Origin of the sequence: Dinoroseobacter sp. S375, assembly GCF_049800775.1 — a bacterium.
Taxonomy (GTDB): Bacteria; Pseudomonadota; Alphaproteobacteria; order Rhodobacterales; family Rhodobacteraceae; genus Dinoroseobacter.
Map to the genome: position 1 here is coordinate 580,526 of NZ_JBNAFR010000001.1, position 20,379 is coordinate 600,904.

Below are 20,379 nucleotides of genomic sequence, written 5' to 3' on the forward strand. Positions count from 1 at the left end.
CCCGGTCGGGTCAGATCAGGATGATGTCGTCGATCAGGTTCGTGGCATCGATGCCGGACACGATGACCCGGGCCCCATCCACCTTGACCGTGGTATTGCCGTTGCGCTCTGACAGGAAATCCTCGGGGATCGCATCGCCCGCGCTTGCCCCAGCAACGAGATCCGCTTCGATCACAAGCGAGTCGAGATTGTCTTCGAAATCCGTGATGTATTCGAACCCGGATCCCGCCAGGATCACGAACTCGTCCGCATCTGCACCCCCGTTAAGTATATCGAACCCGCGGCCGCCAATGATCGTATCAAGGCCCTTGCCACCGGCGAGACGGTCGAAACCGAAGCCTCCGTCGACAAGGTCATTCCCGTCATCGCCCGCGATCTGGTCCCGGCCAGCGCCGCCATAGGCTTCGTCGTCATCCGAGCCGCCGGACAGGATGTCATTGGCCAAGCCACCGAACAGGAAATCATTGCCCTTGCGCCCCAGAAGCGTGTCATCCGCGCCAAGCCCGAAGAAGGCGTTGTCGATATCGGTGCCGTCCATGACATCCGCCACCGCCTCGCCGCCCGCATCCCCCTCGGTGCGGTCATCGAACAGGCTGCCCAGATCGACCACATCGCGCAGATCCTCGACGATGGTGTTCAGGTCTTCGGCCAAGCTGTCGACCAGCTCGTTCAGCGTGTCGATCAGCGGATCGGCAAAGGCCAGCAAGTCGTCCAGCGCATCCAGAACCGGCTGGAGCGGGGTAAGCAACAGGTCCTGCAGATCATCCGCGAGCCCGCCAAGGTCAATTCCGATGAGGCCGAGCACATCGGTGATCACACCTTCGACGAAGTCCTGTACGATCTGTACCTGGTTGCCGATATCCTCAATGATCCCGCAGATATCCACGACCACCGCAGGGATCGTGAAGCCAGGTGTGATGACCGCAGGGATGGTGATCCCGGTTCCTGGGACCAGGACACCGAGAACAAAGACCGGCGGAATGACGATCTCTGGCGTGATGACCACTGGCGGTACAACGATCTCGGGCGTCACCTCGAAAATCACGCAGAGAGCGTCCTCGATCTCCGAGAGCGCGTCGGCGATCGGGGCGAAGACCGCGTTCACCGCATCCAGCACATCATCCACAATGCCAAGATCCGGAAGAAGGGCGGCCAGATCATCCGCCGCTTTTTCCAGGGCTGCGGCAGCGGCCTGCACCGGGGCCAGAAGCTCCTCCTGGGTGTCGAACCAGATATCTGCCGCGTCCTCATATTCCTTGATCCGCGCCGCCAGCTCGGAATCACCATAGATCGTCTGGGTGCCAAGGCTCACCGACAGCAGCGCCGCCTCATCGAGCCGGAAGGTATGTTCCACGTTGAACCCGGTCAGGGCCACGCCCGCCGCTTCGTTCACGTTGGACAGCACATCCACCACCTGACGCAGCGGGGCCCAGGAATCGTCCAGCGCGCCCATGGCATCGGCTTGTATCTCGATCTGCTCGGACGTCGCCTCGGAGATATTGTCGATCGTCTTGACTGCGGGTCCGATCACGGGCGCAAAGCTCAGGGGCACCACCAGCACATCGGGCAGATCCAACGCATTGGCCGGCACGCGCAGCTTGTCTTCGAGCTTGCCGGGGATCTCGAGGATGAAATCCAGTTTTTCAAGGCCCGAGCCCAGTGTCCCGGAGGCATTGGAGGCGGTGAGGATGTCGTCGCGCACCCTGTTGACTTTGGTGAGGTAACCGGTCGCCGTAATCATGATAAAGTACCTGTGCTAAGCAGTGATGGGGATTGGCAGCAATGCTGAAAAACAACTCAATCGCATACGCGACGTTACGCCGACACCCTGCTTCAAAGCAACAAAAGCAAAGCTGGGCCCCGTGTTTTCTTGCACAAAACTGCACTAAAACAGGTATTGATCGCGGTCTGGGGCGCTTTTCCCGGGATTGGGAATGGGCCCGCCCCGCGCGCCGTCTGCTTGGTCAAAGAGGCCAGATGAAGGGGATGACTGCGCTGGCGAGGATGCCGGTGCTCAGGTTCAGGGGGATCCCGACTTTCATGAAATCCGTGAAGCGGTAGCCGCCCGGGCCGAAAACCATCATGTTGGTCTGGTACCCGATGGGGGTCGCGAAGCTCGCCGAGGCCGCCACCATCACCGCCACGACCAGAGGGCGCGCATCCACGCCCAGCGCCTCGGCCAGGCCGATGGCAATCGGCGTGACCACCACGGCCACGGCATTGTTCGACACAAGCTCCGTCAGGACCGAAGTCAGCAGGTAGATCGCCCAGATGATCACGAAGGGCGGCAATTGCATCAGCCCGGGCGCCACCGCATTCACAATGAGCGCCACAGCGCCCGAGGCATCAAGCGCCGCGCCCACGGCGAGCATGGCAAAGATCAGCGCCAGAAGGCGGCCATCGATGAAGGAGAACGCCTCTTCCGCGTCGATGCAGCGGGTCAGAAACACCACCGCCACCGCGACGATGGCGGTCATCAGGATCGGCGCCACGCCCAGCGCAGACAGGGTCACCACCCCGACCAGCGCGGCCAGCGCGATGGGGGCGTGGCTGCGCCGATAAGCGCGGGCCGAGGGCTGGGCGATATCGACAAGACCGACATCCGCGGCGAGGCGCTGGATATCCTCCGGCGCCCCTTCGAGCAGCAGCGTGTCGCCCACCCGCACCACCAGATCGTCGAGTTGCCGCCCGATATTCTGGTTCCGGCGATGCACCGCGAGCGGATAGACCCCGTAGCGCCGCCGCAGCCGCAACTGCCCGAGCGACCGCCCCACAAGCCCGCAGCCGGGCGTGATCAGCACCTCGACCGTGGTTGTCTGGACTGAGCTCAGCTTGTCGACCCCCGGCCCCATCGCCTCTGCCGTCTCGACCGAGCGCGAGGATTTCAGGCTCAGCAATTCGGCCATCTCGGTGCGCAGCACCACACGGTCCCCGGGCTCCAGCGCCACATCGCTCAGGTCCCGGCGAAGGGACGCATCGCCGCGCAGCACATCAATCAGCCGCACGCCGTCGCGCTTGAAGAGATCCACGCCCCGGGCCTGCTGGCCGATCAGCGGGCTGTCCTCGGGGATGGCGACCTCGGTGAAGAACTTCATCTTGGACTTGTTCGACAGAAGCATCGCCATGCTGTCGCGATCCGGCAGAAGCCTGGGCCCCAGCACCATCAGGTAGATCATCCCCCAGACCACCACGACGAGGCCAAGGGGCGTGACCTCGAACATGGAAAACGCCTCCAGCCCGTTGGCCCGCGCCACCCCGTCCACCAGCAGGTTGGTCGAGGTCCCGATCAGGGTCAGAGTCCCGCCCATGATCGCAGCGTAGCTCAGCGGGATCAGGATCTTGGACGCCTTGATGCCGAGAGTCTGGCTGAGCTGCACGAAGACCGGGATCATCACCACGACCACCGGCGTGTTCGACACGACTGCCGAGGACAGCACCACGAAGCTGATCAGCACCGCGATGGACATCTTGGGCCGCTCCTCGGCGCGCTGTTGCGCCAGCGATGTGAACCAGTCGAGCGCGCCCGTGCGCACCAGCGCCCCCATCACGATGAACATCGCCGCAATGGTCCAGGGCGCCGGGTTCGACAGCACGTTCAGGGCGGCGTCATAGGGCAGGATCCCCAGCACCAGAAGCACCGTCGCCCCGCCTATGGCCACGACCTCGGTCGGGTAGGTCTCGCGCAGGAACAGCGCGAACATCGCGATCACCACGGAAAGGGCAATCAGGGCGTCCTGGGTTGGCGCAAGGCCGAGATCGATCATGGGGCGTGTGTTTGCGTGGTTATTGCCCTGCCGCAGGAGGCGGCGGAGCGGCGGCCTTACTGTGCGGAGCGTCCGGCTTGCTGGCAAGGGACGAATTGGCGCGTGGCGTCACGAGAAAGAGCCCGACCATCATCAGGGCGGTCGCGGCCCAGACCGGACCGGAATAGCGCTCGCCCAGGATAAGCATCGCCCAGAAAAGGCCAAACCCCGTCACCAGATAGCTGACCTGCGCGGCAAAGACCGGCCCCGCCCGGCCCACCAGCCAGACATAGCAGCTATAGACGATGCCATGGATCGTGGCGCTCGCCACCAGCGCGGCATCGGCCGCCCCCCAGGGCGGGCGCGGATCGATCCACTGCCCCGAGAGCAGCGTGAAGGGCAGCGCCAGCACCACCCCGACAAGGGACGCGCCCAGCAGGACCTGCACCGCATCCACGCCGTAGGTCCCCCATTTGGCGACGACATTCCCCTCCAGCGCATAAAACAGCGGCGCAAAGAGCGCGACAGGCACCCAGACCAGCATTGCCGCATCGGGCAGGGCCGAACCCGGCAGCACGATGAGTGCCACACCGCCCAGCCCGAAACTGAGCCCCGCGATCCGCTTGAGCGAGAACCGGTCGAGCCCCAGCGCCAACGCTATGGGAAAGGCCAGCATCGGCACCAGCGAGAGCAGGATCGAGGTGATTCCCGAGGGCAGATGGACAATCGCCGCGAAAGACGCCGAATTCGGCAGCAAGGTCCCGATCACCGCGATGATGACATAAAGCCGAAGCTGCTTGGGCCCGCAGGGCAGGCGCTTGCCCCGCACCAGTGTGACCGCGCCCAGCACGACCACGCCGACGACAAACTGCCAGAAGATCAGACCGAAATGGCCATAGCCCGTGGAGACCGCGATCTTGGCCAGCGGCTGCGTGATGCCCCAGCCCGCCCCGAGCACCACCAGCAGGCCCGTGAGCCAAAGCCGAGTGCGCGGAGCCGCCGCCGCCATCAGACCGGCGTCGCGTCGGTGACGGGCGCGGGGCCCGCCGGGGCCAGTCGCCCGCCATGGCGGACCATCTCGACACGCGTGGCCTTGCCCGTGCGATCATCGGTTTCCACATAGAGCCCCGACAGGGTCGCCGGCCCCAGCGCGGGCACATAGCGGCCCTTGGACATGCCGGTCACGAAACGGCGCATGGGCTCGGCCTTTTCCATACCGATCACCGAGTCGTAATCGCCGCACATCCCCGCATCCGCCTGAAAGGCTGTGCCACCCGGAAGGATCTGCGCGTCCGCCGTGGGCACATGGGTATGCGTGCCCACCACCATCGAGGCGCGCCCGTCGCAGAAATGGCCCACGCCCATCTTCTCGGAGGTGGCTTCGCAATGGATATCCACCAGGCTGGCCTGAACCAGCCCGCCCAGCGGGTGGGCGCGCAGCACCCGGTCGAGATCGGAGAACGGGTCCGAGAAGGGCCGCTTCATGAACACCTGGCCCAACACCTGGGTGACCAGCACCTTGCGGCCCTGGCTCGCCGTATAGATCCGATGCCCCCGTCCCGGCGCGTCCTTGGCGAAATTCATCGGGCGCAGGATGCGCGGCTCACTTTCGATGAATTGCAGCATGTCGCGCTGGTCAAAGGCATGATCCCCGAGGGTCACGCAATCGGCCCCCGCAGCCAGCAGTTTCTTGGCATGATCCGGGGTCAGCCCCGCGCCGTTCGAGGCGTTCTCGCCATTGACCACGGCAAAATCGATCTTCCAAGCCGCGCGCAGGCGCGGCAGGTCTTCGGCGATGGCGGACCGACCGGCCCGCCCCATCACGTCTCCGAGAAAGAGTAGTCTCATGGGGCCACCGTTAGGCCTCTGGCGGCCCCGGTGCAAGCGCGCTTATGCGCGCCCCGGCCCTAGAGGCGCAGGAGCCCGGTCTCGGTCACCAGCCCGTCCAGCGGTTGGTCCGTTGCCTCGCGGGGCAAGGGCTCGGGCGATTCCTGCGCCGCGTAGGCCAGACCGATGGCCCGCACCGGCCCCGCCGCCCGCAAAAGCGCCAGCGTCCGGTCATAGAACCCGCCGCCATAGCCCAGACGCCCGCCCGCGCGATCAAAGGCCACGAGGGGCACGATCACCACGGCTGGCTGCACGGGGTCGGGCACGCTGGGCACCTGCGCCCCGAACGGCCCGGCCACCATGGGCATCTCCGGCGTCCAGCGATGAAAGACGAGCGGTTGCCCCTTGCCCCGGATCACCGGCACACAAAGCGTCCGGGTCGCGGCCAGAGCGGTCATGGTTGGCAGCGGCGACATCTCGCTGCGGATCGGCATATAGCCCGAGACCGCGCCTTCGGGCGCATCGCCCAGTACCGCCAGCAACGCCTCGGTGGCCGCGGCGACCGCCGGAAACCCCCTCGCGCGATCCGCCTCGAAAGCCGCCTTGCGCCGGGCAAAGGCCGCCTTGCGCGCGGCCGCTTTGGCCTCGGCCATCGGGTCGGCGGGCGTGGTCACAACAGGATCATCGACGCAAAGCCAAGGAAGACGAAGAAGCCCACCACATCCGTGACGGTCGTCACGAAGGTACCGGAGGCCAGCGCGGGATCGATCCCCAGCTTGTCCAGCGCCAGAGGGATGAGCAGCCCCGCAAACCCGGCCACGGCAAGGTTCACGATCATCGCCACCGCGATCACCAACGCCAGAACCGGCGTGCCAAACCAGACCAGACTGACCGCCCCCATCACCGCCGCAAAAACCACCCCGTTCAGCGTGCTGGCCATGACCTCGCGCCTGAGCACCCGCCAGGCGTTCGAGCCCGTCAGGTCCTTGGTGGCAATCGCGCGCACCGCCACGGTCAGGGATTGCGTACCGGCATTGCCGCCCATGGAGGCCACGATGGGCATCAGAACCGCGAGGGCGACGACCTGCGAAATCACATCCTCGAAGAGCGAGATCACCAGCGAGGCGATGATCGCCGTCAGAAGGTTCACGCCGAGCCAGGGGAAACGCTGCTTGGTGATGTCCCAGGTGGTGTCCGACACCGACTCGTCCCCCACACCGGCCAGACGCAGGATATCTTCGTTGTGCTCTTCATCGAGCACGACCATGGCGTCATCGATGGTGATCACCCCCACCAGCCGGTCATCCGCATCGACCACCGGCGCCGAGATCAGGTGATACTGGTTGAACGCGTAGGCCACGTCGCTTTCGGGCTGGGTCACCGGGATCGTGCGGAACGTATCCTCCGTCAGATCCAGAAGCGGCACCTCGCGCCGCGCGCCCAGCATCCGGCCCAGGGTCACATAGGCCGTGGGGCGCATGCGCGGGTCCACCAGAATGATGTGATAGAACTGCTCGGGCAGATCCTCTTCGGCGCGGATATGATCGATGGCCTGCCCGACGGTCCAATGCTCGGGCGTCATGACCAGCTCGCGCTGCATCAGGCGGCCCGCGGAATACTCGGGGTATTGCAGCGATTGTTCGACCGCGACCCGGTCCGGCGCCTCCAGCACGTCAAGGATCGCGCTTTGCTGTTCGGCGTCGAGATCCTCGAGCAGGTCGACCACATCGTCGCTCTCGAGATCGCGCACCGCATCGGCCAGAACGGTCTTGGGCAGGGCGTCGATCACCTCTTCGCGCAGACCCTCGTCCAGCTCCGACAGAACCGCGCCCACCTCATCCGAGGTCCAGATCTCCAGCAGAGCACGCAGGCGTTGCGATCCGATCTGCTCGAACAGGTCGGCGATATCGGCGGGGTGCATGGGCTCGAGGATCTCGGCGACCAGCGCCGGATCATCGGCATCGAGCGCGTCATAGAGGGTCGTGACCACGTCCCGGTCGAGGGCGTAGTCCTCCTCTTGCATCTCTTCGATGAGTTGCGGGCCGTCCGCCATGCCTGCCTCCAGACCTGCGCGGGCAGAAGCGGTCCCGCGCTGCCCGGACCATAGACAGCGCGCGCCGCGAAGGCGAGCGGGTCTGAGCGGAAATTCGACATTTACCCCGCCGGTGGCCATGCCTACGGTGCTGCACATGCAGCATCATCTCGTGACCGGGCAAACGCTCGAATTTTTGGACAATCCCTTGCGCGCCCCCTGGCAGGACTGCGTGCGGATCGACAGCGCCGGCGCGCTGCGGATCGAGGGCGGCAAGATCGCCGAGATCGGCCCCGCCGCAGCCTTGCGCGCGGCCCATCCCGCCCTGCCCGTGACCGATATGGGCGATGCACTGCTGCTGCCCGGGTTCGTGGATGCCCATGCCCACTATCCGCAGACCGCGATGATCGCGAGCTGGGGCAAGCGACTGATAGACTGGCTCAACAGCTACACCTTCCCCGAGGAGCTGCGCTTTGCCGACCCGGCTTATGCGGCGCGGATCGCGGCGCGCTATTTCGACCTGACCCTCGCCCATGGCACCACTACGATCTGCGCCTATTCCACGGTCCATCCCGAGAGTGTCACCGCATTTTTCACCGAGGCGCAGGCGCGTGGGCTGCGGGCACTGACCGGCAAGACCTGCATGGATCGCAACGCGCCCGAAGGGCTGACCGATACCGCCCAGAGCGCCTATGACGACAGCAAGCGCCTGCTGGAGACCTGGCACGGGGTCGACCGGCTGTCCTATGTGATCACACCCCGGTTCTCGCCCACCTCGACCCGCGCGCAGCTCTCGGCGCTCGGGGCGCTTTATGCCGAGCATCCCGATTGCCTGATGCAGACGCATATCTCCGAGCAGACCGACGAGATCGCCTGGGTCGCCGAGCTCTTTCCCGAGGCGCGCGATTATCTGGATACCTACGAGACCGCCGGGCTGCTGGGGCCCACGGGGCTTTTCGGCCATGCGATCCACCTGACCCCCCGCGAGACCGACCGTCTGGCCGAGACCGGTGCGGCGGTGGTGCATTGCCCGACCTCGAACACCTTCATCGGCTCGGGCCTGTTCGACATGGCGGGCCTTGCGCCGCGCCTGCCCGTGGGTCTGGCCACGGATACGGGCGGCGGGTCGAGCTTTTCCATGCTGCGCACTATGGCCGCCGCCTATGAGATCGCGCAGCTGCGCGGGACCGCGCTGCATCCGGCGCAGCTTTTGTGGCTTGCCACGGCGGGCTCGGCAGAGGCGCTCCATCTGGGGGACAGGATCGGGCGGCTCGCCCCGGGGATGGAGGCGGATCTGATCGCCCTCGATCTGGCCTCAACCCCCGCGATCTCCCAAAGGGCCGCCGAGGCGGATGATCTCTGGGAAGCCGTGTTCCCGACCATCATGATGGGCGATGACCGGGCCATTTCAGGGGTCTGGATTGCCGGGGATCGCCGGATCTAGCGCACGGGGTCAGCAGGCCCGCGCATAGGTCATCACCCAGAAATCGCCCGTCCCACGTGCGGTTCCCGCGGCTTTAGGATCAGGGCTGAGCACATTGCGGCGATGCCCCTCGGAGCCAAGCCAGTCGCGCAGCACTTTGTCCGCGTCCCGCTGGCCCTTGGCGATGTTCTCTGCCGCGTAGCAGGCGTCAAACCCGGCGGCGCGCATCCGGCGCAGCGGGGTCGATCCATCCGGGGCCACATGATCGAAATAGCCCTTGGCGGCCATATCCTCGGCATGGGCCACGGCCGCGCGGTCCAGCGCTGGATCAGCGCGCAGAGCCGCAAGGCCCCCTGCACCGCGCTCGGCATTCACCGCCGCAAGCAGGTCCGGCGCGGGGCGGGCCGCCACATCGCCCTGCGGCGCGGTGTTGTGGCCAGTGGTCGCGCAGCCCGCAAGGAGCAATGCGGCCACGCACAGCGCCCGCTTCACGCCATCAACCGCGCGAGGCAGCGCGCCTGTTCCGCGATCAGCGCGGCGGCATCCCTGCGGACCAGACGGCTCTCGCGTACCACCGGGCGCCCCTCAACAAAGAGGTCCCGCACCTGGCTCGGCCCGGACAGCAGAAGCGCCGCCACCGGATCCCAAGCCCCGGCCGCCTTGAGCCCCGAGACATCCCAGACCGCGATATCCGCGCGCATCCCCACCGCCAATTGGCCCAGATCATCGCGCCCGAGAACCTGGGCCCCGCCCCGCGTCGCGATCTCGAGCATCTCGCGCACGCTCATGGCGTCTGCGCCGTTCTGAACCCGCTGCAGCAGCAAGGCCATGCGCGCCTCGGCGATCATCCCGTTGCCATCATTGGAGGCCGAGCCATCGACGCCCAGCGCCACATGGACACCGGCATCCCGCATGGCCCGCACGGGGGCGATGCCCGATCCGAGCCGGCAGTTGGAGCAAGGACAATGGGCAACGCCCGTGCGACTGCGGGCAAACAGGTCGATCTCGCTCTCGTCGAGCTTGACGCAATGGGCGTGCCAGACATCCTCGCCGGTCCAGCCCAGCTCTTCGGCATATTGCCCGGGCCGGCAGCCGAACTGCGCCTCGGAATAGGCGATATCCTCGTCATTCTCCGCCAGATGGGTGTGCAGCATCACGCCCTTGTCCCGTGCCAGAAGGGCCGCATCCCGCATCAGTCCGCGGCTGACCGAGAACGGGGAACAGGGCGCGACCCCCACCCGCACCATGGCGCCGGGGGTCGGGTCGTGGAACGCGTCGATCACCCGGATCGCATCGTCGAGGATCGCCGCCTCATCCTCCACCAGACTGTCCGGCGGCAGGCCGCCATCGCTCTCTCCGATGCTCATGGCGCCGCGCGTCGGATGAAAGCGCAGCCCGATCGCCGCCGCCGCCTCGATTGTATCCTCCAGCCGCACGCCATTTGGGTAGAGATAGAGATGATCCGAGCTCAGGCTGCAGCCCGACAGCGCCAGTTCCGCGAGCCCGACCTCGGCCGAGACACGCATATCCTCGGGCGTCATGCGCGCCCAGATCGGATAGAGCGTCTGCAACCAGCCAAAGAGCAGCGCGTCCTGCGCGGCAGGCACCGTGCGGGTCAGGGTCTGGTAGAGATGGTGGTGGGTGTTCACGAGCCCGGGCGTGACCACGCAGCCCGAAACATCCAGTGTCTCGGCCCCCTCAAGGGCCAGGTCCGGGCCGATGGCCGTGATCACCCCGCCCTCAACCCGCAGATCGGAATCGGCGATCTCGCGGCGCGTGTCGTCCATGGTGACCAGCACCCGGGCCTTGCGGAGGATCAGCGCGCTCATGCGGGCACCTGCCGCAGGATTTCCAGGGCAGCGGCGTGGATCTCGGGGCTGCCTGCGGCCAGCGCGCGTCCGCCGCCATGGGCCGGTCCGCCCTGCCAGTCGGTGACGATGCCGCCCGCGGCCTCGATCACCGCAATGGGGGCGCAGATGTCATAGGATTGCAGCCCTGCCTCGACCACCAGATCGACCTGCCCCGCCGCGAGCAGGCCGTAAGCGTAGCAATCCATGCCGTAGCGGGTCAGACGGCACTGGCGCGCAACCTCCTGAAAGCCGCGCTGTTCTTCCGCGCTGCCCAGTTCGGGAAAGGTCGTGAAAATCGTGGCCTCGGCGAGGGTCGCGCAGGCACGGGTCCGCAGAGGTGCTGTGCCATGGGGGCCGTCGACCCGCGCACGGCCCGGGCCACCGGAAAAGCGTTCGGCAATATAGGGCTGGTCGATCAGGCCCAGACGGGGACCCTGCGCGTCATTTACCGAGATCAGCACGCCCCAGGTGGGCGTGCCGGACATGTAGGCGCGTGTGCCGTCAATGGGATCGAGCACCCATGTCAGGCCGGAGGTTCCTGACACGGGGCCAAATTCTTCGCCGAGAATACCATCCTGCGGGCGACGCTCCGCCAGAACGGCGCGCATGGCCTGCTCGCTCTCGCGATCCGCCTCGGTGACGGGATCGAACGCGGCCACCCCAGCCTTGTTTTCGATCCCGAGCCCCTGTTGACGAAACCGCGACAGGGTCGGCGCGCGTGCCGCATCGGCCAGCGCATCCGCCACAGCCCAAAGTTCTTGCGCGGGGAAATCCCCGTCCTCAACTGACCTGTTCATCGGGTCTCTCCCGCAGTTACGAAACCGCGCTACAGACCCCGATGGCTCAGGTCAAGATCAGGCCGCGTCGCTCAGAACGCGTGCAAGGTCAAACAGACGGCGGCGCTGGGTCTCGGGGATCGCGTAGTAAGAGCGCACAAGCTCCAGCGCTTCCTTGTCAGAGAGCAGATCGCCGGGCATGTCCATGTCATGGGCATCCGCAACCTGCGCGGCACCGAGACCTTCGAAAAAGAAGCTGACCGGAACCCCGAGGGCCGACGCGATTTCCCAAAGACGGGACGCGCTGACGCGGTTCATGCCGGTCTCGTATTTCTGGATTTGTTGAAACTTGATTCCAACCTTGTCGGCCAATTGCTGCTGGGTCATACCCACCATCCAGCGGCGGTGACGCACGCGTTTGCCCACATGGACATCAACGGGATGTTTCATAGAACGCTCCTTTTCTCCTGTGGGTTTATCAAGCTAGTTTCGTGCCAAGTGGATCATATGCGGACAAAGAATCTGCGGACACATCACAAAAAACCGACTCGCCTTTGGAAAACCTAGCAAGTTCCTAAACATGAAGTGCTAACGCATATTTCCCCAAGCGGGTTATTGCCGGTGGCAGCGAGTCTCCTTATAGGTGTTTTGCATTTTGCAACGCATTTTGCAATACATCCTTCGGTAGATTCCTATTTTGCACTGCATTCCGCCAAGATCCGCGCCAGCCCCGGCCCGACACAGCCCGCGGGACTCTGCTGGTCGTCCCCGCGCGCGCCCGCTAGAATCGCGAACCAGTCAGATCCGGGCCCCACGGCCCCAGCCGGAGAGTTTCATGCGCGCGTTCCGTATCCAATCCTACGATCAGCCCCCTCAGATCGAGGAGACGCCCCTGCCGGAGCCGACGACAGGTGAAGTGCGCCTGAAGATCGAGGCCTGCGGTCTCAACTTCGCGGATCTGCTCATGTCGAAGGGCAAGTACCAAGAAAAGCCCGCGCTGCCGACGACGCTCGGGATGGAAGTCGCGGGGACCATCGACGCCATAGGCCCGGAGACTTCGGCCCCGCCCGTTGGGACGCGGGTCGCGCTTTTTGGCGGGCGCGGCGGGCTGGCGGAGTATGGCTGTTTCCCTGCCGATCGCTGCGTGCCCCTGCCCGAGGGGATGCCGGCCGTCGATGCTGCCGGGTTCCAGATCGCCTATGGCACCTCCCATCTGGCACTGGAACACACGGCCCGACTGAAACCCGGCGAGACCCTTCTGGTGCTCGGCGCGGCCGGGGGCGTCGGCCTGACGGCGGTCGAGATCGGCAAGCTCATGGGGGCCACGGTCATTGCCAGCGCGCGTGGCGCCGAGAAGCTGCAAAAGGCCAAGGAGGCCGGGGCCGATCACCTGATCGATAGCGATGCGGGCGACCTCCGCGACGCGGTCAAGGCGCTCGGCGGGGCGGATGTGGTCTATGACCCGGTGGGCGGCGATGCCTTCACCGCGGCCATGCGCGCCTGCAATCCCGAGGCACGGATGCTGATCATCGGCTTCGCTTCGGGGGATCTGCCGCAAATCAAGCCGAACCACCTGCTGGTCAAGAACATCTCGGTGCAGGGCTTCTACTGGGGCGGGTTTCTGACCTTCAACCCCAAGGCCCTGACCGACAGCCTCGCGACCCTGTTCGATTGGTACCGCGAGGGGAAGATCACGCCCCATGTGAGCCATGTCCTGCCCCTGGATCAGGCGGCCGACGGGCTGGAGTTGCTACGCTCCCGCACCTCCACCGGCAAGGTCGTGATCGAAATCTGAGGCTTAGAGCTGCGCGTAGGCCTGCCGCAGAAGACCCGCAAGCGCGTCCCGCACCGGATCCCCGCCCGTGCGGTGACCATAGAGCACGATCTGCTTGGTGGTGAGCTTGGGCAGCTCGCCCCCATGGGAGATCCGCTCCAGATGGGCGGGCTCCGTCCCCTCGATCACCGCATGCACGGCCATATCGGCGGCCACGATGGGCTCGATGGTGCGGGCGGACTCGGCCTGCACCGTCATGGACCAGTCGATCCCTTCGGCATCCAGCGTTTGCTGGACGGTGTCCTTGAACAGGCAGCTTTGCTCAAACGCCAGCGGCAGGGGGCGGCGACGCCAAGCCTGACCGCCAATCGCGCCGATCCAGACCAGCGGCAAGGTGACAAGCGTCTCGCCACCGCGCTCGGGATGATCCTCGGTGGTCAGGATCAGGTCGCATTCGCCATTGGCCAGAAACTCCTTCAGCCGCATGGTGAAGCTTGAGATCAGATCGACCTTCACCCGCGGATAATCCTGCGTGAACCGGGCGAGCACCTGCGGAATCGCCGGGTAGACGATGTCATGGGGCACACCGAGGGCGATCTTACCCTCGAAGGCCTGATCGGTCATCCGCGCGTAAATCTCGTCATTCAGCGCCAGCATCCGCTTGGCATAGGACAGAAGCTGATCCCCCGTAGGCGTCAGCGCAATCCCCCGCCCGGAGCGGTCCAGCAGCGCAAGCCCGAGGCTTTCCTCCAACCGCTTGAGCTGCATCGAGACCGCCGATTGCGTCAGGTTGAGAAGCCCGGCCGCCTTGGTCACGCCCCCCGCCTCGGCAACCGAGACAAAGGACCGAAGCGCCGTCAGATCGAGATTTCGGGGCATACATCACCATTCATGATTCCGGGCATCACAATCATTCGTTTTCAAAATGTGTCAAGAGGCAGCATATACATCAGCAAGAGTGATGAAACCTCACCCAATCATCTCAGATCAGAAAGGATTGATCCATGCGTGCCTCCCTCCCCATGTCCATACCCCTTGCTGAGCCCCGCAGATCCCGCTTCGCAGGCATGCGCCTTGTTGACCTGCTGACACTGGGTCGTTCGCGCAAGCAGTTGCGGGATCTCGACGCGCGGATGCTGCGCGATATCGGCCTGACCCGCATCGCAGCCGAGCGCGAATCCGAGCGTCCGTTCTGGGACGTGCCGACGACCTGGCGCAGATAATATGCGTCAAAAAAACAGGTTTCGCGATCTGCCATTAAAATGACGGGGAAACTCGGTCTGTCCGGGCCGGTTTCCCGGCCACTTGCCCTTGAAAACCGCGCCATGTTCGCCAATATCAGTGGCAATCCGGGCCGCGCCATCGGCTCGTCTTTTTTCAAGGAGGGTTCAATGGCACAATACGATACGATCCGCACTGCTGGCGTTGGCGCCCGCTCTGCGCAGATCGACGAAGGGCTCCGCGCCCATTTCAACAAGGTCTATGGCCTGATGTCCGTCGCCATGGTGCTTACCGGCGCTGTGGCTTGGGCTGTTGGCACGAATGAGCAGATGCTGGCCGCGATCTTTGCGACGCCGCTGAAATGGGTCGTGATGTTCGCCCCGCTGATCATGGTCTTTGCCTTCAGCGCGATGATCAACAAGATGTCCTCGGGCGCCGCACAGGTGTTCTTCTACGCCTTTGCCGCCGCGATGGGCCTCTCGATCAGCTACATCTTTGCGATCTATACCGGCGTTTCCATCGCGACCACGTTCCTCGTGACCGCCATCGCCTTCGCGTCGCTGAGCCTCTTCGGTTACACGACCAAGAAGGATCTGAGCAGCTGGGGCCGCTTTCTCTTCATGGGGGTGATCGGCCTGATCGTTGCCTCGATCGTGAATATCTTCCTCGGCTCCCCGGCGATTGCCTTCGCCGTGTCCAGCCTCGGGGTTCTGATCTTCGCGGCTCTGACCGCCTATGACACTCAGCGCATCAAGACCGAGTATATCGAGCATGCGCAGTATGGGGATCAGGAGTGGTTGGCAAAGTCGGCGATCATGGGTGCACTCAGCCTCTATATCAACTTCATCAACATGTTCATGTTCCTGCTGCAGTTCCTCGGCAACCGCGAGTAATCGCAGGACACGCGACAGACAGGGAAGGCCGGCCTCGCGCCGGCCTTTTTCTTTGCGCTCAGAGCGATGCCTCCATCCGCACGGCCCGAAAGGGCAGTCCCGCCGGGCCGATCGGTACATCCACGGCCTCCCGCGCCTCGAAGCCCATCGCGGCATAGAACGGCTCCGCCGTCAGGGTCGACAGAGCCTCGAGGCGGCCCATCCCCGCTGCGCGTGCCTCGGACATGATATCCCCCATCAGACGCCGCCCCAGCCCTTCGCGCGTGCGGGTATGGTCTGTCACCACGTGGCGGATATGCCCGAGCCCCGGCGTCACCGCCCCGCCCCTAGGCGCGCCACGGGTCCACCCTCCGGCGGCGAGGATCGTCCCACCCTCCTCCACCACGTGATAGGTCCCGCAGGTCACCAGAGACGGCTGGGCCCGCGAAATCAGCGGCAGGATCGTGACCAGCACCGAGGGCGGGTAATCGGGCTTCAAAAGCACCGGGTAGCTGCGCGCGAGCAGGGCATCCACCGCTGCAACATCCCGCGCGGTTGCGACACGTCTGATCAGGGCCATCCGGAACCTCCTGCGCCATGGGGATTGGACAAAGAAAAAGCCGCGCTCGAAGGCGCGGCTTGGATCGTAACGTCGGAAGGGGCAGATTACTTGATCTTGCCTTCCTTGTACTCGACATGCTTGCGCGCAACCGGGTCATACTTCCGGACGACCATTTTCTCGGTCATGGTCCGGGCGTTTTTCTTGGTCACGTAGAAATGGCCGGTATCCGCGGTCGAGTTGAGGCGGATCTTGATGGTCGTCGGCTTCGCCATGTTGCGGTCTCCTGGCAGATTGCGGGCGAGAGTCGCATCAGACCCTCGATCAACTTTGAACCCCGGCTTTTACTGGGACCTGCGCCCCTGTCAACCGCGATTCGACACGGAATGCGCGGCAAGCACGTCGCGGCCCGGCCCGGCACCGAGGCCCGCAGCACGGGCCAAGCACCGATCGGGATCACCGGGCGCGCTGTTTCATCCCGGCCACGCGCGTCGCCGATGTCACATCCTGCAGCGACAAGAGGACCAGCCTGCGGGACAGGGCCAGAGGGACATCCCGGGGGCTTGCGGGTTGCAGGGGCGTGATCGTCGCCTCCCAGGTCTGGGGCCCGACCTCTCCGGGAACGCAGGCCACCACGAAGCTGAGCTCGCGTGCCTCGGTCAGCGCGGCATCGAGCGCGCCTTGGGCGAGGCTACGGCTCTCGCGCGGCCAGAGGGCCGCGAAACTGCCACCGACACAGGCCTGGGCGGTGCCGAACCGGCGTCCGGCGGCCACGAGGATCTGCCCCGTGGCGGTCACTACGAAAAGGGACTGATCCAGCTTGCCCGCAAACGTGCCCAGCAGATGTTCGAGGATGTCCGTGCTGAATAAAGCCGCCTCTGAATTGGCGGTTTGATCAAAGGAGAAAGCGCTTGTTCCAGCGCTGAACGTATTTGGAAGGTCTTCCATAAAAATCACTATGGCGGTTACCGATCTCCCAATGTGTAACACAATCTAGACAGTTTTACAGTCACAAAATAATTACAGAAATGCGCGGAGAGCCTGTAAGCCGGATTTTGTCCAAGACGGCACGCCGTCTCTGGATGACCATTCCTCTGGGCGCCCTGTTGCCAGAGCACTCTAGCTGCCAACCCGGATCCCTGGGCTGAAGCCACCCTGCCCCCGAAGGCGCAGCGGGATCCCTATTTGGCATTGCTCCCGGTGGGGCTTGCCGTGCCGGTCCTGTTGCCAGTCCCGCGGTGGGCTCTTACTCCACCGTTTCACCCTGACCCGTCCGGAGACGGGCGGTCTGATCTCTGTGGCGCTTTCCGTCGGGTTGCCCCGCCCGGGCGTTACCCGGCACCGTTGCTTAGTGGAGTCCGGACTTTCCTCCCGGACAGACAGGTCTGTCCAAGCGGCCATCCAGCCCTCCGCGCGACTGCGCTGTTATCCTTGCCCAAGGGTCGGGTCAACGGGCCATCTGCGCGCGAGCGTGGCGGCGAGGCACATATCCTGTTCCGCAAGCGGCCCGGTCGCTCCGGGCCGGAACCGGGCGCGCAGGGCCGCAAGCCGGGTTTCGGGGTCTACCGGATGGGTCATCCCAAACGTGGCCAGGTCAGAGGCAAAGCGCGCGGCATCCACGGGCACCGCGCCCGTAGCGGCCAGATCTTCGGCCGAGGGCCAGATCGCATACCCGCCACGGGCGAGCCGCCGCCAGTCAAACCGCGGCCCGGGATCGATCTTGCGCCCGGGGGCGAGGTCGGAATGCCCGATCACCTGCGCCGGACCGAGAGCCCAGCGGGCCATGATACCCGGCAAGAGCGTCTCCAGCGCGGTCATCAACGGCGCGGCAAAGGGGCTGACCCCGTCATTGTCGAGCTCGATCCCGATCGAGGCACTGTTCACATCCCAACAGCCACCCCATTGGCCCCGCCCCGCATGCCAGGCACGCAGGTCTTCGGGGACAAGCTGGGTGACGGCACCATCGCGCGCGATCACGTAATGGGCGGAAACCTCAGCCTGCGGGTTGCAGAGCCAATCAATGGCCCCGGTCGCGCTCTGCATGGCCGTGTAGTGCAGGACGATCAGGCGCGGCGTCAGACCGTTCTTGCGCGGCCCGCAATTGGGCGAGCGCTGCTCATGGATCGGGATCAGTTGCGCACCGCGAGGCGGAACGGGCTCGGATCCCAGCGGCAGGCATAGCCGTCACCATCGGGATCGAGGCCGCTGCGGTCACGCTCGGGCCCGCCGGCATTGAGAAAGGCCTGCTGGGCGGCATTGGCGTCGCTGTAGCGGTCGCAGGCCCGCGAGCTCAGCCGGATCGGGCTGCGCGAATAGACCGGCTGGCCCACCGGGTGCGAGGTCGACAGGGCAAACTCGACGATCGAGGCCAGATCCCCGGAGGGTCGATCCGGCAGGGCGGTGGGCTCGATCACCTGAAAGGCCTCGCGCTGTGCGGCGAGCCGCTGCCGGTCGCTTTCAATGGTCACCCGCTCGGAGACCGCGTCAAAGCTGTTCTCATCCGAAATGCCCGGACCACGGCGCAGAAGGTTCGGATCCGGATCCTCACCGGCGGCCACCGCCTCGGCCACGGCCAGATCGGTCGGGTCCGCGCCTTCGGGCAGAATGATCGACTCGCCGCTGGAGAGCGCTGCATCGCGCGCCTGCTGCTCGGCCCCGTAGGCACCATAGCTGGTGCCGAACCCCGGACCGGCCCCGGCGACGTCATTGGGCGGCACGGATGTGCAGGCCGAAAGGATACTTGCGAGACCTAATGCTCCGACTGTCGAAACGAGACGCATACCAAACCTCTTCACTGCCCCGAGGGGGAGCCTACCACCAGCGCTGCGGCTTGGCCACAAAGCCCGCAGCCTCTTCAAGCGCATAGGCGGTGTTGAGCAAATCGCCCTCTTCCCAGGGACGCCCGATCAGCTGCAACCCCAGGGGCAGGCCCTGCCGGTCGAGCCCGGTGGGCACGGCGATGCCGGGCAGTCCGGCAAGGTTCACGGTGACCGTGAAGACGTCGTTGAGATACATCTGCACCGGATCCGCGTCGATCATCTCGCCCAGACCGAACGCCGCCGAAGGCGTGGCCGGTGTCAGGATCGCATCGACCCCATCGGCGAAGACGGTTTCGAAGTCGCGCTTGATCAGGGCGCGCACCTTGCGGGCCCGGTTGTAGTAGGCGTCGTAGAACCCGGCGGAGAGCACATAGGTTCCGACCATCACCCGGCGCTGCACCTCGGGGCCAAAGCCCTCGGCGCGGGTCTTTTCGTACATCTCGGTGATGCCGTCGCCCTGCCCGAGCTGCGCCCGGTGGCCAAAGCGCACACCGTCATAGCGCGCGAGGTTCGAGGACGCCTCGGCGGGCGCGATCACGTAATAGGCCGGCAGGGCGTATTTCGTGTGCGGCAACGAGATATCCCGCAGCTCCGCCCCGGCGGCCTTGAGCATCGCGGCACCTTCGGACCAGAGCGTCTCGATCTCTTCGGGCATGCCGTCCATGCGGTATTCCTTGGGGATCCCGATGACCTTGCCGCGGATATCGCCCGTCAGCATCGCTTCGAAATCCGGCACGGCGAGATCCGCGCTGGTGCTGTCCTTGGGATCATGCCCGGCCATGGTGCCCAGCATGATCGCCGCGTCGCGGACATCCTTGGTCATCGGGCCCGCCTGATCGAGCGAGGAGGCAAAGGCCACGATGCCCCAGCGCGAGCAGCGCCCATAGGTGGGCTTCAGCCCGGTGATGCCCACAAAGGCCGCGGGCTGGCGGATCGAGCCGCCTGTATCGGTGCCGGTCGCCGCGAGGCAGAGATCCGCCGCCACGGCACTGGCCGAGCCGCCCGAGGACCCGCCCGGCGTGAGCGCCGTGTCCTCATTGCCGCGCCGCCAGGGGTTCACCGCGTTGCCATAGGTCGAGGTCTCGTTCGAGGACCCCATGGCAAACTCGTCCATGTTCAGCTTGCCGAGCATCACCGCGCCCGCATCGAACAGGTTCTGGCTGACGGTCGATTCGTATTCCGGCTTGAACCCTTCGAGGATCGCCGAGGCTGCCTGGGACGGCACGCCCTTCGTGCAGAACAGATCCTTGATCCCCAGCGGGATGCCGCACATGTCGGGGGCATCGCCTTCGGCAAGCCGCGCGTCTGCGTGGCCAGCTTGCGTCAGGGCCAGCTCGGGGGTTTTGTGCACAAAGGCGCCAAGCGCGTCAGCGCTTTCCACAGCGGAGAGGCAAGCCTCAGTGAGCTCGGTGGCGGTGATCTCCTTGCGGCGCAGCTTGTCGCGCGCGGCCGCAATGGTCAGGGAGGACAGGTCAGACATGGG

The 20,379-nt window shown here is 65.4% G+C and carries 21 protein-coding genes and 1 other RNA gene; 4 read left to right on the top strand and 18 right to left on the bottom strand.

Annotated elements, in window-relative coordinates; all coding sequences use genetic code 11:
- Positions 1-10: 10 nt before the first annotated feature.
- From ACP150_RS02735 to mgtE, 6 genes are all read right to left on the bottom strand, one after another.
- Positions 11-1,741 (bottom strand): calcium-binding protein, encoded by a 1,731-nt coding sequence (locus ACP150_RS02735; RefSeq protein ID WP_424965007.1) that lies wholly within the window; start codon positions 1,739-1,741, stop codon positions 11-13.
- 223 nt (positions 1,742-1,964) lie between these two features.
- Positions 1,965-3,764: an SLC13 family permease gene (locus ACP150_RS02740; RefSeq protein WP_424965008.1), complete on the bottom strand. Its 1,800-nt coding sequence runs from the start codon at positions 3,762-3,764 to the stop codon at positions 1,965-1,967.
- Positions 3,765-3,783: 19 nt separating this feature from the next.
- Positions 3,784-4,752: a DMT family transporter gene (locus ACP150_RS02745; protein WP_424965009.1), complete on the bottom strand. Its 969-nt coding sequence runs from the start codon at positions 4,750-4,752 to the stop codon at positions 3,784-3,786.
- Positions 4,752-5,591, bottom strand: a complete 840-nt coding sequence (locus tag ACP150_RS02750) for a TIGR00282 family metallophosphoesterase (protein ID WP_424965010.1) — start codon at positions 5,589-5,591, stop codon at positions 4,752-4,754. Before ACP150_RS02750 ends, ACP150_RS02745 begins: the two co-directional genes overlap by 1 nt.
- A 59-nt stretch (positions 5,592-5,650) precedes the next feature.
- Positions 5,651-6,244, bottom strand: coding sequence for a 5-formyltetrahydrofolate cyclo-ligase (locus ACP150_RS02755; RefSeq protein WP_424965011.1), 594 nt, complete (start codon positions 6,242-6,244; stop codon positions 5,651-5,653).
- Positions 6,241-7,623 (bottom strand): magnesium transporter, encoded by a 1,383-nt coding sequence (mgtE, locus tag ACP150_RS02760; RefSeq protein WP_424965012.1) that lies wholly within the window; start codon positions 7,621-7,623, stop codon positions 6,241-6,243. Before mgtE ends, ACP150_RS02755 begins: the two co-directional genes overlap by 4 nt.
- 136 nt (positions 7,624-7,759) lie before the next feature.
- Here mgtE and guaD point away from each other — a divergent pair, with 136 nt between their 5' ends.
- Positions 7,760-9,046, top strand: a complete 1,287-nt coding sequence (guaD, locus tag ACP150_RS02765; protein ID WP_424965013.1) for a guanine deaminase — start codon at positions 7,760-7,762, stop codon at positions 9,044-9,046.
- Positions 9,047-9,055: 9 nt separating this feature from the next.
- Here the strand turns inward: guaD and ACP150_RS02770 are convergent, their stop codons facing one another.
- The 4 genes from ACP150_RS02770 to ACP150_RS02785 are packed head-to-tail and all read right to left on the bottom strand — an operon-like array spanning position 9,056 to position 12,101.
- Complete coding sequence (locus tag ACP150_RS02770) at positions 9,056-9,499, bottom strand: CAP domain-containing protein (RefSeq protein ID WP_424965014.1); 444 nt, start codon at positions 9,497-9,499, stop codon at positions 9,056-9,058.
- A 14-nt stretch (positions 9,500-9,513) separates the two neighbouring features.
- Positions 9,514-10,854, bottom strand: a complete 1,341-nt coding sequence (locus ACP150_RS02775) for an 8-oxoguanine deaminase (RefSeq protein ID WP_424965015.1) — start codon at positions 10,852-10,854, stop codon at positions 9,514-9,516.
- Positions 10,851-11,672 (bottom strand): histidinol-phosphatase, encoded by an 822-nt coding sequence (hisN, locus tag ACP150_RS02780; RefSeq protein ID WP_424965016.1) that lies wholly within the window; start codon positions 11,670-11,672, stop codon positions 10,851-10,853. The genes ACP150_RS02775 and hisN overlap by 4 nt, the downstream gene beginning before the upstream one ends.
- Positions 11,673-11,729: 57 nt before the next feature.
- Positions 11,730-12,101 carry a helix-turn-helix domain-containing protein gene (locus ACP150_RS02785; protein ID WP_424965017.1) on the bottom strand — a complete coding sequence of 124 codons (372 nt, stop codon included), beginning with the start codon at positions 12,099-12,101 and terminating at the stop codon, positions 11,730-11,732.
- Positions 12,102-12,486: 385 nt separating this feature from the next.
- Here ACP150_RS02785 and ACP150_RS02790 point away from each other — a divergent pair, with 385 nt between their 5' ends.
- Positions 12,487-13,446 carry an NADPH:quinone oxidoreductase family protein gene (locus tag ACP150_RS02790; RefSeq protein WP_424965018.1) on the top strand — a complete coding sequence of 320 codons (960 nt, stop codon included), beginning with the start codon at positions 12,487-12,489 and terminating at the stop codon, positions 13,444-13,446.
- Between the two features lie 3 nt (positions 13,447-13,449).
- Here the strand turns inward: ACP150_RS02790 and ACP150_RS02795 are convergent, their stop codons facing one another.
- Complete coding sequence (locus tag ACP150_RS02795; protein WP_424965019.1) at positions 13,450-14,304, bottom strand: LysR family transcriptional regulator; 855 nt, start codon at positions 14,302-14,304, stop codon at positions 13,450-13,452.
- Between the two features lie 188 nt (positions 14,305-14,492).
- Between ACP150_RS02795 and ACP150_RS02800 the strand changes: the two genes are divergently transcribed.
- Both ACP150_RS02800 and ACP150_RS02805 read left to right on the top strand, forming a co-directional pair.
- Entirely contained in the window at positions 14,493-14,648 is a 156-nt protein-coding gene (locus ACP150_RS02800) for a DUF1127 domain-containing protein (RefSeq protein ID WP_424965020.1), read from the top strand.
- Positions 14,649-14,816: 168 nt separating this feature from the next.
- Complete coding sequence (locus tag ACP150_RS02805; RefSeq protein ID WP_424965021.1) at positions 14,817-15,539, top strand: Bax inhibitor-1/YccA family protein; 723 nt, start codon at positions 14,817-14,819, stop codon at positions 15,537-15,539.
- Between the two features lie 58 nt (positions 15,540-15,597).
- Here ACP150_RS02805 and ACP150_RS02810 read toward each other — a convergent pair whose 3' ends face one another.
- The 7 genes from ACP150_RS02810 to gatA form a co-directional block, all read right to left on the bottom strand.
- Positions 15,598-16,098 carry a GNAT family N-acetyltransferase gene (locus tag ACP150_RS02810; protein ID WP_424965022.1) on the bottom strand — a complete coding sequence of 167 codons (501 nt, stop codon included), beginning with the start codon at positions 16,096-16,098 and terminating at the stop codon, positions 15,598-15,600.
- 86 nt (positions 16,099-16,184) lie between these two features.
- Positions 16,185-16,352 (bottom strand): 50S ribosomal protein L33, encoded by a 168-nt coding sequence (gene rpmG, locus ACP150_RS02815; RefSeq protein ID WP_012179442.1) that lies wholly within the window; start codon positions 16,350-16,352, stop codon positions 16,185-16,187.
- A gap of 181 nt (positions 16,353-16,533) precedes the next feature.
- Positions 16,534-17,025 carry a hypothetical protein gene (locus ACP150_RS02820; RefSeq protein ID WP_424965023.1) on the bottom strand — a complete coding sequence of 164 codons (492 nt, stop codon included), beginning with the start codon at positions 17,023-17,025 and terminating at the stop codon, positions 16,534-16,536.
- An 80-nt stretch (positions 17,026-17,105) separates the two neighbouring features.
- An RNA gene (gene rnpB, locus ACP150_RS02825) (RNase P RNA component class A) lies at positions 17,106-17,490 on the bottom strand.
- Positions 17,491-17,502: 12 nt separating this feature from the next.
- The gene (locus ACP150_RS02830; protein WP_424965420.1) at positions 17,503-18,201 is read right to left on the bottom strand and encodes an N-acetylmuramoyl-L-alanine amidase; all 699 of its coding nucleotides are present in this window, start codon (positions 18,199-18,201) and stop codon (positions 17,503-17,505) included.
- 5 nt (positions 18,202-18,206) lie between these two features.
- The gene (locus ACP150_RS02835; RefSeq protein WP_424965024.1) at positions 18,207-18,857 is read right to left on the bottom strand and encodes a hypothetical protein; all 651 of its coding nucleotides are present in this window, start codon (positions 18,855-18,857) and stop codon (positions 18,207-18,209) included.
- A 31-nt stretch (positions 18,858-18,888) separates the two neighbouring features.
- Positions 18,889-20,376, bottom strand: coding sequence for an Asp-tRNA(Asn)/Glu-tRNA(Gln) amidotransferase subunit GatA (gene gatA, locus ACP150_RS02840; RefSeq protein WP_424965025.1), 1,488 nt, complete (start codon positions 20,374-20,376; stop codon positions 18,889-18,891).
- Between the last annotated feature and the right edge of the window lie 3 nt (positions 20,377-20,379).